Annotated in this window: 13 protein-coding genes; 11 read left to right on the forward strand and 2 right to left on the reverse strand. The window is 36.6% G+C overall.

All coding sequences use genetic code 11. The features are described 5' to 3' along the window. Nucleotides 1-142: 142 nt before the first annotated feature. Nucleotides 143-754, reverse strand: coding sequence for a sigma-70 family RNA polymerase sigma factor (locus D3H64_RS04795; protein ID WP_121565134.1), 612 nt, complete (start codon nucleotides 752-754; stop codon nucleotides 143-145). Nucleotides 755-1261: 507 nt separating this feature from the next. Between D3H64_RS04795 and D3H64_RS04800 the strand changes: the two genes are divergently transcribed. The 3 genes from D3H64_RS04800 (at nucleotide 1262) to D3H64_RS04810 (ending at nucleotide 4638) form a co-directional block, all read left to right on the forward strand. After that, nucleotides 1262-1801, forward strand: coding sequence for a hypothetical protein (locus tag D3H64_RS04800; RefSeq protein WP_121565135.1), 540 nt, complete (start codon nucleotides 1262-1264; stop codon nucleotides 1799-1801). Nucleotides 1802-2300: 499 nt separating this feature from the next. Next, nucleotides 2301-3488, forward strand: coding sequence for a phosphopentomutase (locus tag D3H64_RS04805; protein ID WP_121565136.1), 1188 nt, complete (start codon nucleotides 2301-2303; stop codon nucleotides 3486-3488). 469 nt (nucleotides 3489-3957) lie between these two features. Further along, entirely contained in the window at nucleotides 3958-4638 is a 681-nt protein-coding gene (locus D3H64_RS04810) for a phosphoribosylaminoimidazolesuccinocarboxamide synthase (protein ID WP_121565137.1), read from the forward strand. Between the two features lie 330 nt (nucleotides 4639-4968). On the opposite strand, the gene D3H64_RS04815 is transcribed toward D3H64_RS04810, so the two are convergent. After that, entirely contained in the window at nucleotides 4969-6324 is a 1356-nt protein-coding gene (locus D3H64_RS04815) for an MATE family efflux transporter (RefSeq protein ID WP_121565138.1), read from the reverse strand. A gap of 133 nt (nucleotides 6325-6457) precedes the next feature. Here D3H64_RS04815 and D3H64_RS04820 point away from each other — a divergent pair, with 133 nt between their 5' ends. From D3H64_RS04820 to D3H64_RS04855, 8 genes are all read left to right on the forward strand, one after another. Next, entirely contained in the window at nucleotides 6458-7261 is an 804-nt protein-coding gene (locus tag D3H64_RS04820) for a MerR family transcriptional regulator (protein WP_121565139.1), read from the forward strand. A gap of 285 nt (nucleotides 7262-7546) precedes the next feature. Further along, nucleotides 7547-8173 carry a hypothetical protein gene (locus D3H64_RS04825; RefSeq protein ID WP_121565140.1) on the forward strand — a complete coding sequence of 209 codons (627 nt, stop codon included), beginning with the start codon at nucleotides 7547-7549 and terminating at the stop codon, nucleotides 8171-8173. Between the two features lie 300 nt (nucleotides 8174-8473). Then, nucleotides 8474-9361 (forward strand): proline iminopeptidase, encoded by an 888-nt coding sequence (pepI, locus tag D3H64_RS04830; RefSeq protein WP_121565141.1) that lies wholly within the window; start codon nucleotides 8474-8476, stop codon nucleotides 9359-9361. 197 nt (nucleotides 9362-9558) lie between these two features. Continuing rightward, nucleotides 9559-9921, forward strand: coding sequence for an arsenate reductase family protein (locus D3H64_RS04835; protein WP_121565142.1), 363 nt, complete (start codon nucleotides 9559-9561; stop codon nucleotides 9919-9921). 72 nt (nucleotides 9922-9993) lie between these two features. Continuing rightward, entirely contained in the window at nucleotides 9994-10680 is a 687-nt protein-coding gene (gene nth / locus D3H64_RS04840) for an endonuclease III (RefSeq protein ID WP_121565143.1), read from the forward strand. 1224 nt (nucleotides 10681-11904) lie between these two features. After that, nucleotides 11905-12258 (forward strand): hypothetical protein, encoded by a 354-nt coding sequence (locus tag D3H64_RS10130; protein ID WP_147429894.1) that lies wholly within the window; start codon nucleotides 11905-11907, stop codon nucleotides 12256-12258. Nucleotides 12259-12374: 116 nt separating this feature from the next. After that, on the forward strand, nucleotides 12375-12977 hold the full coding sequence (locus D3H64_RS04850) for an ATP-binding cassette domain-containing protein (RefSeq protein ID WP_121565145.1): 603 nt from the start codon (nucleotides 12375-12377) through the stop codon (nucleotides 12975-12977). Beyond that, on the forward strand, nucleotides 12964-13452 hold the full coding sequence (locus D3H64_RS04855) for a hypothetical protein (RefSeq protein WP_121565146.1): 489 nt from the start codon (nucleotides 12964-12966) through the stop codon (nucleotides 13450-13452). Before D3H64_RS04850 ends, D3H64_RS04855 begins: the two co-directional genes overlap by 14 nt. Nucleotides 13453-14111: the final 659 nt, after the last annotated feature.

Below are 14111 nucleotides of genomic sequence, written 5' to 3' on the forward strand. Positions count from 1 at the left end.
CTTTATATGTCATAGACAGACTTCAGTCTGTCTTTTTCACCAACAACAAAAAGTATAGAGCCATTATTTATTTGTTCCAAAATAAAAAGGCAAGCTATCTTTCAAGATAGCTTGCTTTTTTGAATAAGTTGAAAAATCTAATTTAGCGGTTGAAAAGAGGGGCTAAAGCGATTTTTATGCGGTCAATGCGACGGTAGAGAGTGCGTCTGGAGAGACCAAATTGTTGAGCTAAGTCTTCCTTGCTTTTTCCGCCATGGTAGAGAGCAAGGAAAAGTTGACAATCTTCTGGGCGGATTTGTGCCAGGCAGTCTCTTATCAAGAGGTTTTCGGCTAGATCATTCTGCTTTTCATCAGCTAGAAGATCTAAAAGGGCGGGATCGTTTTTGTCATCTTTTCGGTAGCTTTTTCGATGCAAGAGGTCTAGATAAAAACGCCGTAAGCTGATCTTGGCATAAGAGATGAATTGATAGCGATTTTCCAGAAGCCAATCTCCTTTAAAACGTTGAGCGAGATCACAAAGTTTGAGAAAACCATCTTGAACAAAGTCTTCAAAGTCGCCGTGTGACTTAAAGATACCTAGATGAGCTAGGCTATAATAGATGACTCTTTGATGTTGTTCCCATAAATTTTCCATGTCTAGAGAAGTCAATACTTTATCAAATGACTTTTTTGGATGAGTGGATTGCAAGGAATTGTTTTTGCTAGAGAGACTGATGCTTTCTTGAAGTGAATGACTTGATTTTTTTCTGTCCACTTGTTTATCCTTCTGGACGTCCCTTGTATTAGGCCCATCTATACTATGTTACAGACAGAAATGAAAATAAAATCGATGCATTTCTCATTATCCAAAGGCTTTTCATATATTTTCACATTTTTAAAAGTGTATTTTCTATTTTTGTTTGTTATAAGGGGATATTATCTACTTTGTGAAAGAATAATTTCTGAGACTAGTTATTAGAGGATTATCATATATCTACAAAATGTCGATGTAAGCGGGAAAAAAGCTATCGAAGAAGGATTTTTTCTCATTTTCAATGAAAGCTTGTCATAAGAGGGAAAAGCAAAGATAATTATTTTTAAGGGAGATATAGTTCGAAATAGTTTAGAGGGAATGTTTTCAAATTTTTCTGACTAAATTGCTGAGTTTGGGTCAAAAGTGACCTGATTTGCTGATTTTGAAACCGTTGACAACAAGGGTGAAGATGCTTATTCTATAAATAGCGGGTTCACTATAGCTTCTACTAATGAAAGAGGTGCTAGGATGTTAAAAAATATCAAGGTGAATTTTGAAACGATCGAGCTCTTGCAATTTTTCTGGGAAACAGTGGCAAAAGGCGACAAGATTAGTGATTCTTATATCATGGATATTGTCAATAAACCTGAAATGCAGGCTATCTATACAGAGGGATTCGATACTCAATCAGCGAGGAAAGTTTTGTCAGCTGTGATGAATAAAGAAGTTTTAAACGATGCCACAGACAAGGAAAAAGAGTTTTTCCAATATAATATGTTTAATGCAGATGATCCTGGAAATGTGGAAATGATGCTGCCACCAGTCAAACTCTTGAACTTTGACGACTTAAAGGCAGAATACAAAGAAGAAAGTGACATAGAGGATTTACAGGTCAATGTCGTTCCTTCCTATGATATGGTCTCTCGAATAGATGGGCATAGTTTGACCCTCAATTTCTTCAAGATTGAAGCGGACTGGTCTGATATGGATCATGTCTTTGTGGAAGGAAAGATTTTGAAGGATTATATAGAGGATCGCTTACGGGAGATTATGGATCAGGCTCGTTAGGAAGAGAGAACTAGCTCCTATAGTGTCTGTGTCGCAAAATTTGCCTTGGGGGAGGTGCAGGGCAAAGAAGAGGTCAGAGCTATTTTAAACATATAGGGAGAGCAACTAGTTGGCACGGGGATTAACCCCGTGCTTTTTTTAACCCCCTGAGTAACTAAAAAGGTAAAATAATACTTTCCTATGACCGATTTCCTCGTGTTTTTTATTTTTTTAAGTGGCTATGTCAAGAAAAAGGCATAATCTAGCTCCTACTTTTTTGTGTTTCAAAAGTAGAGTAGAATGAAGGGGAGATAGGATTTAGCCTTGAATTCATCGAAGAGTAGTGGATAACTCCTGTAAGGAAGGGAGTTTATGAAAGGCTTGGCTCCATTGAAGAAATAGTTGACGACTTCTAGAAGAACGGAAGTTTTGAAATAGCTGATGACAATTGATGGAGTAGTAGACGGACGACTCCTCGTATGGAGAACAAGGGATGTAAGTTTTAAAAGGGGGATTTTTGATGCGATTTAAACGAGTATTTGCTATAGTTTTAGACTCTGTTGGTATAGGGGCTGCAGCCGATGCCAGTCAATTTGGTGATGAGGGGGCAGATACATTAGGCCATATAGGAGACTATTTTAAGGGTAAATTATCATTGCCTCATCTTGCTCGCTTAGGTTTATCCAATATACGTCAACAAGCTATTTTGGGTCTTCCAAAAGCAAATCCAGCAATAGGCTCTTTTGGAAAAATGGGAGAAGTTTCAGTTGGGAAAGATAGCATGGATGGTCATTGGGAAATGATGGGCTTACCAGTGACAAAGCCTTTAAGTTTTTATCCGGAAGGTTTTCCTAAAGAAATCATTGAAAAGATTGAGAAATTCTCCGGACGCAAGGTTGTTGCCAATCGTCCAGCTTCTGGAACAGAAATTATCAAGGAACTTGGTGAGCACCAAATGAAAACGGGGGATCTGATTGTTTATACTTCAGGAGATTCTGTTTTACAAATTGCAGCTCATGAAGAGATTATTCCTCTTGAAGAACTCTACAAGATTTGTCGCTATTGTCGTAGTTTGATGAACGGGCCGGAACATACTATAGGTCGAGTGATTGCAAGACCTTATGTTGGCTCTGATAAGGATCACTTTGTTCGGACGAGTCATCGGCACGACTTTTCTTTAAAACCTTATGGGTCAACTGCTCTTGATGCCATTCAAACAGCTGGATATGAAACGATTGGGATTGGGAAAACCAACGATATCTTTTCTGGGCAAGGTTTAAATCGGGTTTACCATAATGAGAGCAATATGGATGGAATGGATCATGTGGATGAGGTGTTAGGACAAGACTTTACAGGTTTTTGCTTTGTGAACTTGGTTGATTTTGATGCCATGTACGGCCATAGAAGGAATCCGGAAGGCTATGGACAAGCTTTAATGGATTTCGACCATCGTTTAGGTAATGTTTTAGCTAACTTGAGGGAAGATGATCTCTTAATGCTAACAGCTGATCATGGGAATGACCCTTGCTTTAAGGGAACGGATCACACCCGAGAATATGTGCCACTATTGGTCTATTCCAAGAGCCTAGTGGGTAATGTTGATTTAGGACAACGAAAGACTTTTGCTGATATGGGGGCAACTATTCTCCATAATTTTGATTTGCCACATGAAAATGTAGGAACAAGTTTCTTGAATGAACTTCGCTAACTCAGTTCTAATATGGATGGAAATTTTGTATATAAGAAAGGGACTGGGATAAAAGCCTAATAATTAAGCAAGTCCAAATAAGAAAGTGCGTCATATCAAGTCTTGAAAAACTTGATTGACGCACTTTTCTCGTTTTTTATGACTTTTGTCCCAGTCCCTTAATGTGTAGGGAATACTTGGGAGACATTTTGTTTTTGAGAGGAAATTTAAAGGGGCTAGTAAAAGTTTAGGGGAGGCTATAGCATGTAGGGTTTGGGTATAACCTTGATGACTTTTCACATGATCAAGGGTAAATTTGTTCGGAAAAACAAAATAAAGCGTATGTTAAGTTTTTTGTGTAGGCAAAAAAATAGTAAAACACGAACATTTAAAGAAAAATAAATAAAATAATTCGTTAGAGTACTTTACATTGTGCAAAAGTACTATATAATAAGACTATCAACTAAGCAAAGCACATGAGGAGGACCACATGGAAAAGATTTACACTGGAAAAACCAAAGACGTTTATGAAATCGACGACAAGTCCGTTTTGCTCCACTTCAAGGACGATGTGACAGGTAAGGATGGAGTTTTCGATCCTGGTGAAAATCAAGTCGGCTTGCAAATTGAAGGTGCTGGTCACTCTGCTGTTGCAATGACCAAATTCTTCTATGAAAAACTAAACGATTTAGGCCTATTTACTCACTTTATTTCTGCTGACTTGGATAAAAATGAAGCAGTTGTCCGTAAGGCTAAAGTATTCGGTAAGGGTGTAGAAGTCATCGTTCGCTATCGAGCAGTGGGGTCATTCTTACGCCGTTATGGTGCCTATATCGAAGAAGCTGCTGAATTGCCAAGTTTCGTTGAAGTGACTTTGAAAGATGACAAACGCAACGATCCACCAATTTCTGCGGATGCTTTAGAGATTTTATCGATTATGGATAAGAATCAATACAAAGAATTAGAAGACCTTGCTCGTAAGATTGGGGAAGTCGTCAAAGCTGAATTAGCTAAAAAAGACTTGGAATTATATGACATCAAATTCGAATTTGGAGAAATTGATGGGAAAGTGGCTTTGATTGATGAAATTTCTGACGGTAACATGCGTGCCTACCATAAGGGTGAATATATCCAACCACTCGATTTAGAAAAGCGTTTGTTAGGGGAATAATAGATAACTTTTGAATGATGCTATCGGCTAAGTAGCTAGGGACAGTTTGAAGCCTGTCGCTAGTCACTTAGCCTTTTTCCTTTGTTAACGTTTAAGAAGAGGATCGGACTAAAGGAAAAAACTCCTCCTCAGTAAGAGATGAGAAGGAGTTTAGAGGGTATTTAAAGGGTAAGGTAAGGGCGCTGTTTAAGGAACTTAAAATAGCCTAATGTAGTGTTCAAATGTTCTATAGCTGGACTGGAATTTTACTAAAGGAGTGTAGTGTCAAATAAATTGTGTAAACTGTCTTGTAAGACTGTAGATATAGTGTGGGAAGTCTTTTTTAATAGACTAAGCTATTTTGGCGCCTTCTTTGCTTCTTGCAGCGAGAGCTTTTAGAGAAGATAATCGACGTTTTAAAAGGAAAGACGAGCATACTAGGGTGATAGCCTCGGAAATGGCGAGAGAGAACCAGATAGCGCCAGCTCCCAAAAGACGTGGGGCTAGTGTTAAAACAGCACAAATGACCACATAACCTCGGAGGAGGGAAATAATTAATTCAAAGTCAGGGCGATGAACAGCCGTCAGATACCCCCCTATGCCAATGTTGAATCCAAGAAGGAGAAAGGCGAGGCTAAATTCACGAATAGCTTTGACTGTAAATTGAACGAAAGTAGGATCAGCTTGACTCAAGAAAACAGCGATGATTTGTCGAGGAAAAATCTGGATTAAAGCCACTAGAACGATGGAAGAAATGGCAATGGTTAGGAAAATCATTCTACGGAGTTTTTTCATCGTAAAGTAAGCCTCTGCCCCAAAAGAGTAAGAGATTAAAGGTTGTCCACTTTGGAGGATAGCGATCATAGTGTTGGTGATGAGGGTCATCAGGTAGACAATAACAGAGAAACTAGCGATTTTTTCTGTCCCATAATAAGTAAGAATGGAGTGGTTGAATAAGAGAATAGTAAAACCTGAAGCCAGTTCTGTTAAGGCAGAAGGAATACCGAAGCGTACGATGCGGATAAAATCGGTGAAGTGAAAGCGAAATGGAGTGAAGGATAAATTGGAGCGTTTGGATAGAAAGTGAAGGCAATAACCTAGACTGGGCACTAATTGAGCCAAGCCTGTTGCGACTGCAGCACCATACACTCCCAAATGAAAGATATAGATAAAGATGTAATCTAAGGCGATATTGGTTAAGGCAGATAGACTTGTTAAGAAAATAGCTAACTTAGGATGGCCATCCGCTTTGATAAATATTTCAAAGACATAGGTTAAAGCAAAGAAAGGGCTAAAGAGAATAATGACGTGAAGATAGTCGTGTGCCAAAGAGCGAATACTTTCTTTAGCGCCTAAAATAGATAAGATCAAGTCGATGTGATAGAAAGAAAAAGCCGCTATAAGGAAAGACAGGCCGGCAGATATGGCGATGCCTAAACTGAAAAATTTATTCGCCTTTTCTAGATGTTTTTGCCCTAGCTGGTAGGTGATCATATTCGAGGTGCCGATGGAAATTAACATTGCTAGAGCAAACATGACCGTTGTGAAAGGTAAAGAAACATTCACGGCAGATAGTGCAGTTGCCCCAACACCTTGTCCGACGAAGATCCCGTCTACCATCGTGTAACTGGAAAAAAGAATCATAGAACCTAGAGTGGGTAATAAAAATCTCAAGTAGGTTCGATAGATATTGCCACTAATTAACATATAGTCCTCCTCATTCATGCTATAATTTTAGTGTACACCTTGGAGTGACTCCAAGGTCAAGAAAGAATGAATGAAAAAATGAGGAGAAGTCATGAGGAAGGACTATTAGCAGAGGGCAGATCAAGGAGGATTTATGAAAGTTGAATATACGATTGGTGAAATGGCGAAACTTTACCATGTATCAACAGATACCTTACGTTATTATGAAAAAGAGGGTCTCTTAATTCCGAAACGAGCCAAAAATGGGTATCGGGTATATACCTTATTTGATACTTGGAAGCTTAATGTCATTAGTATGATGAAACGATTAGGGGTCTCTTTAGGGGAAATCAAGGCGTTCTTAGATCAACGATCAGTTGATCGAGAGAAAGAATTGTTGAAGGAAGAAGCTATGTATATAAAAGAACAAATGGCTAGCTTGCAAGAACAATTACATCATATAGAAGAAGGTTTGCGTATTTTAGAAGATGCAGTGAACCCTAAAAGGATGGGACAGGTTTCCTATTGCCATTTTCCTAAACGCAAGATGATTTATATTGAGCGAGCTATTTCTTCTGATGACGAAGTAGATATGGCCTTTAGTCAATTAATGAATAAAAAGCCTGGGGGATGGCCGATTTACAATAGAGATTTTGCGACTATTTTACCTTTAGAGCAACTTTTGCGTAAAGAATACAACCAATATAGTCATGCAGTTCTTTTGTTAGCGGATGATCAAGAACCTTATGATGGAGAACTAAAAGAGGGAGAATATGCCATTCTTCGGGTAAAAGGACCCTATGAAAAGCTAGCTCTGGCTTATCAAGACTTGTTGTCTGCCATTGACTCTTCAGGTAAGAAAGTCGTGGGGAATGCCATTGAACGTTATATGATCGATGTGAATCATAGCGCCAATCCAGAAGAATACGTCACGGAACTCCAGATACGAGTGGAATAGGGGATATGTTGTTAGCAAGTATTTATTGCTATAATAGAGTTAGATAGATTGACGAGCTCTTGTTTGTTTTGAATGCAGCAAGTAAAGCTAAGAAGCTACTTGAAATAGAAAGAAATTTTCAGTACAAGAGCAATAGTGAGCGCTTTTTTACTAGCTAAAAGTGCTAAAGAAGTCAACGAAGACGAGTGTCAATACATATTTTTTTCCATAGATAACAGTTGCATCCGTCATGTCAAAATAAGCGCTAGGACTTTGCCAAGATCGTTCAAAAAAGGGGGGATTAAAATGGCAAAGAGAGGGGAAAAAGTTGCCACACAGGAAAGGTTAAGGCAATCGGATAAAGAACTGCGTGAATTATTGGATTATTATTTGTTTGCAACCTTACATTTGTATGGGATTATTGAATTGACAGATTTTCTACGCATTATTCAACAACATCATGGAGTCATCATAAACGAAAATGAATTTTCCTATTTAATGTCGAATTGGATGGAAGAAAAGGGAGACTATTTTCTGTATAAAAATTGGATTGTGGATAAGTCTCTAAGAGATTCACTAGGGGATATAGATAAATTGGCACAAAAGCAAGCGCAGTATACCCGTTATCTACCCGACCCATTTGAATATGTGCTATATGCTGATGATGATTATACGGATAACCCTTATTTAGGGGCTTTATCAGTTTTTTTAAGACGGTCTTTTGATTTATCGACCATGCAGGCTATGCAACTGATCAAAATATCCAGTAAGAAAATGAGTGCTAAAGCTATGTGTGAGGCGATTGTTAAAGCCCAACCCTCTCAATATATGTGCGATTTAGAAGAGTTAAATCAGTTAGTGGCAAACTTTTATCCTTATGAGCGTAGGCCGGAATTATTGGGGAATAGGCCTGTCGATTTTGTTGCTTCTTAAAAATTTAAGCAGGATTAAACTAAGGCGAGTCTATGATAGGAACAAGTGTGGAAGAAGTTGATAAGGCTAGTCTTTTGCAGAAACTCGTGTGAAACAAGTTGACAAGACTAGTCTTTTACAGAAATTCGAGTGAAACAAGTTGATGAAACTGGTCTTTTACAGAAATTCGAGTGAAACAAGTTGATAAGACTAGCCTGTGATAGAAATTAGTGTGAAGCAATTGAGCAGACTTGTCTTGTATAGTTTCGCTAAACACAAGGCGATCAGTTCTACATATGTTTATAAAAAGGGAGGAAGCAGATGGAAAGAGAAGTAGAAGAAGCTTATATGCCATTTGGAACAGCCAAGACCTACTATCGTATCGTTCATCCAAATGGGAAGAAGGATCCGCTTATTTTCCTTCATGGAGGGCCGGGATCTACCCATAATTATTTTGAGAGTTTTGATGAACTGGCAGAAATAGTAGACAGACCTTTCGTTATGTATGATCAGATTGGTTGTGGCTTATCCGATTATTCTGGAGGACCGGAACTCTTTAATGCGGAAACGTGGATGAATGAATTAGCTGCCTTAAGGGAGTATTTACATTTGGACAACTGCCATTTATTTGGTCAATCTTGGGGTGGTATGTTAGAAATCGCCTATATGATTGAACGGAAGCCTAAAGGGGTGAAGTCAGTTATTTTGTCTTCAACTTTACCAGCTGCACATCTGTGGAAAGAGGAGCAATTCCGTCGCATCTCTTACTTGAATGAGGAAGATAGAGAAGCTTTTTATCGAGCGGAAAAGACAGGGGACTTTCAAGATCCAGCTTATTTAGAGGCTTTAGATCGTTTTATGGAAAAGTATTGTGCGTCTGCTCCTAAAAAGGACGATCCAGAGTATATGAGAAGAAAGAAAATAGGTGGGCGTCAAGCTTATGTAGTGGCTTGGGGAGAAAATGAATGCATGCCAACAGGAACCTTGGCCGGCTTTGATTATACAGAGCGATTAAATGAAATATCTGTGCCGACTTTAATCACTAGTGGGCAGATGGATCTTTGCTCACCTTTCATTGCGAAAACTATGTTGGATCGTTTGCCAAATGCTCAGTGGGAATTATTCCAATATTCACGCCATATGCCATACATAGATGAGAAAGAAAAATATCATGACATATTGTTGAAGTGGTTGGCTCAGTTCGATTAGTGAAGATCAATTAAAGCTGAGTGAGTTGATGAGTTTGGCGTATTAGGGAAAAAATAGCTGATTCACCAAAATAAGAGGTAAAAATAGCTGATTCAGCAAACAACAGGTAAAAAAATAGCTGATTCACCAAAATAAGAGGAATACGCCTTACTTATCGAGGAAATAGTAAAAAAACAATCCAAAGAAGGAATGAGAGAATGCTTTTAGTAGGCTACAAAAAATGTTCGACCTGCCGTGGAGTAGAAAAAAGCTTAGAAGCTTTGGGCTTAGACTATAGCTATCGGCCGATTGAAAAAGAAAATCCAAGTGTTGAAGAATTGAAAACTTGGCATGAACAATCTGGGTTAGATATAAAAAAATTCTTTAATACATCGGGAATAAAATATCGTGAATTGGGTTTAAAGGACAAGCTTCCAGCTATGACTTTGGAAGAAAAATATGACTTGTTGGCCAGTGATGGGATGTTGGTTAAACGTCCTATTCTATTGACTGATCAAGATATTTATGTAGGCCCTCAAGTGAAAAAATACTTGTCTAGTCTAGAGGAAGAGAAAAAGTAGATGTAAAGATGATGAGTATCTAGAAGGGAAAGCTAGACTATCGTATAGGAAATCGTTGAAGGAGGCGATGGAGTGGGGAGAAGATTGTTGAAACAAAGGGAAGTAGAGGCTTTGGTTCGAGCTATGATGAAGCTGTATCCGGCTAGTCGGTCGGAGTTGATGTTTTCGAACCGTTTTGAGCTCGTCTGCGCAGTAGCCCTAAGTGCTCAGACAACAGATAAGGCTGTCAATTTAGTCACACCTGCTTTATTTTCAGCATACCCAACTCCAGAAGCTATGAAAGATGCCCCTTTAGAGCATTTGGAAGAACTTTTGAGCACTATTGGACTTTATCGAAATAAGGCCAAACACCTCAAAAAAATGGCACAACAGTTGGTGGATGATTTTAATGGACAAGTTCCCGGCAGTCGGGAAGATTTAGTGACTTTGGCTGGCGTGGGAAGAAAGACAGCTAATGTGGTCTTATCTAATGGATTTGGGGTACCAGCTTTTGCGGTAGATACGCATATTGAACGAGTCTCTAAACGGATGAAATTTGTTCCAGCTTCTAGTACAGTACGACAAGTGGAAGATCGAATGACACGTCTTTTACCAGAAGACTTGTGGACAGATGCCCACCATTCTATCTTGCTATTCGGACGATATCAATGTACAGCTAGAAATCATGATCACAAGGCATGCTTAAAGCGTTTAGCAGAAGTCTTAAAAGAAAACCCAGATGCAAGTGAAGCAATAGATTATTTAGGGTCGATAGAATAGAAGAAAGGGTAGGGAACTAATCTTTCTTAAATGAGCAAAGCACATCATCGCTACTATTTTAGTAGGATAGATGTGCTTTTTTTGTTGATTTTTAGCCTGAATTCCCGGAACAAGGTGTTTCAAGGCATAACGATTAGAATATGTTTTTGAGGGATGAGGAAGTTGCATATATTTTAATCACTAGCATATAGTGGGAATTTACACCGTTAGATGGATCTGACAGGAGCTATGTAGGGAAGATCCGAGAGTAAATAAATTTTATGATACATTCTTGACTGTATTGAAAACCACATGCTATAATAAATGACAAAATTTATTCTTTTAAGAATATTTATATAAGTTTTAAATTTGTAGAAAAGAGGAGACTGAAGATGAAAAAATCAGTTAAAAATATAGGAAAGCAGCTGTGGCAGCCTGGTAAAGAATAAGGAGAAAAACATGAGATGGCGGGATTGTTTAGCTATTAGGATGGCGTCTTCGTCCAGAAAAATGGCAGGAAGTCCATTTTTATTAACAATATATACTTTATTAGCATCCTGTATTTTTTCTTTTTTTTCTATAGTTGTACAATTCAGTAATTATACATTTACTTTATTGATCAATTCGCTAGTGTTATATCTCATTGTTTTATATAATCAACCGTTCATCACAAGAGAATTTAATAACACTCGCTTTTTAACGTATTGTACAAATCCGTTTGTACGATTAAGATTACTTTTTGTTCTTGTCGCTGACAATAATCCGATTGCCTACTTGTTGCCAGTGTATTTATTGATCAATAGTTTGTTTAATTTTTTTGATCCATATAAAATTTTCTTACTCATGTATTCACTGAGTATCATATGTCATTGCTTGATTGTACAACAAATTGTCCGTGAAAGGCAAAGAATTGCTTGCTTATTAGCGTTAAGCTGTATACTCATTATAAGCTTTTATGAAATTAAAATAGTTCCACTATTGTTTTTGTTGAATCTTGGCCTACTATATTTTGTGTTGATGAAGTATGTTCAGTTGCCTATAACAATAGATAGGCAACTGAATAATAAAATAGTCCATTCTAGTAGCTCTTACAGTGGAATTTTTTTTATTTATAAAGTGGTAGCGAAGCAAATATATAGGGGTAGCTATAAAATTGTTTTCTTTATTGTACTGAGTTTTCTTTTGGGAGTGCTAGTTAGTAGATTTCTTGCTAATGATTTTACAAGCATTTTTTTATATAATGCTATGTTAGAATTCGAATTGCAAATGGATGAAAAATATAAATATCTTTATAAGTTCCTTCCAAAGTTTTATTTTTTAAATAATGGGCAGCTCAGTTTTTTTGAACGCTACATCTTATCGTATAACTTTATTTCTGCTGTAAAAATTGCTCTGTGCATGATTGCTTTCGGTCTAGGGACGAATGTTAGTGTGTATAAATTGCTTATCTATGTAGCCTTGTTAGGACTACTGAGCATTACTTACTTTAAAATGGAAGAAAAAATGTATAGCAAAAAGAAGAAAATAAACAACTTAATCGTTCAATATAGTGTCTTTACATTGCTATCTAGTACGCTTCTATTGATTAACCTTTTATAAAGGAGATTTTCTGCCATGAAAATTTCGATTAGAAAATATGGCTTATGGTTAATGGTATGGACTCTCCTTTTAGTTTGTTACTTGTTATTTCTGCGGTTATTGAAGGTGGTATATAAATGAATTTGATTCAAGTGTCTAATTTCTATCAAGATATTAGTGACCAATTTGCTCTTAATTGTAAACACCTTAAAATTGAACCAGCAGTCTATCAATTTAAAGGAGAAAATGGTTCAGGCAAGAGTATTTTTTTAAAATACTTGGCTAAGTTAATTCCTGAAAAACACTCAATGATTCAAAATAATTGTCAAAGGATCTTATATTTAACCAATGAAGAAATAGCATTACCTAACTTAACGGTCAGAGAAAATCTTCAATTAAATCATTTTATTTTTAAAATAAGAGAGGAAATACGTACAGATTTAATTCCAGAAGAGCATCTATCCTTATTATGTAAAAATGCCTCATTGGGAACTAGGCAGAAAATAGGCCTTAGTTTGGCTTTGGTTGAAAATTTCTGGGATTTGATCGTCTTGGATGAAGCGTTTTCCAATCTAGATTCAGATGCTTTAGAAACATTTTTGTTAGCTATTGAGAAACGGGGCCATGAAGGGACAATTGTTTTATTTGTGGAACATCAAATCAATTTTTCTAGTTATAGTTTCTTTAAAGGCTTAAAAGTCATTCGAATGATGCAGGGGGAAATTGATGAAGAAATGTAAATTAATTTATCTGGTATTTGCTAGTTACCTCACTAGTTTTTTGCTGTTAGTTTTTGAATATATTAACTCTCATACAACTTTAAAACTTCAACTCAATTTTGTTCAGAAAGAATTAGGAATTTCATCCACTAAACTCTCCCTGTTAGTTTTTCTTATTGCTACTATATATTCAATTATTGCTTTGTTGTTGTACTATAAAGTAGGTGAATTTTTTGCTCTTAAATGCGATAATATAAAAAACTATAATAGCGAGCAACTTATCGTTTCTATAATGATTAGTGAAACTGTATGTTACGTTACTAGTTTATTTCTTATTCGACACATTGATATAAATAGCATACGATTAATTATTCCGACATTGGGGCTAATCATCTTAGCTACCTTATTGAATAAAAAATATTCTTTTAAGTTTGTCCTAACAGTTCTATTGGTTCGTTTTTTATTTTATCTAAGTAATCTACTTGTTGTGGTCTAAGCTACTAATATAGAGGGAGATAAAATGAAAAAGACTAAAATACTTATAGGTATGATGATATTATCATGGATAGTCTTAAGCTATCGTTTTTATGAAGCTTTTTTAAAAAAAGTAAAGTTAATGGATATACCGTCTACAGGGGATCATTTAATCGATTCAATGCTCAATGAAAGTAATCATTTTTCCTATCAACAAGCTTTATTTCAGCAAAATTCGAGCAATAAATTACTATTGATATTTCTGTTCCTTCTACTAGCAGTAAGCTTCTTTTCCTATATAAAAAATAAATTTGTGTTTGCTCACATATTTTATATCGGGTATATCGTGTTGAATTTCATTAAAGAGATTTATAAACTCTATCATACTGATCGGCTGATTGTAGATTTAAGTTTATCTGATGCGAAGGATTTTGCGAGTATAAGTCTAAATTTCAGCCTCCACTTCACTTTTTTTATAGGGATTGTTTATTTAGGGATGACTTTTTATAGTTTATATAAAACACATACATATTCTCTTTGTGGCAGTTAAAATCACATGGGCATACGTCTTAAAAATGTCATCTTGCTAAGAACGAATGGCTTTAGCTAAAGTGCCTTAGGAGAATTATAGCCTATGTCCTAAAATTCTTTACGAGTCGCTAAAGATAATTGGATAAACTA

This window comes from Atopobacter sp. AH10 (assembly GCF_003664595.1).
Taxonomy (GTDB): domain Bacteria; phylum Bacillota; class Bacilli; order Lactobacillales; family Aerococcaceae; genus Atopobacter.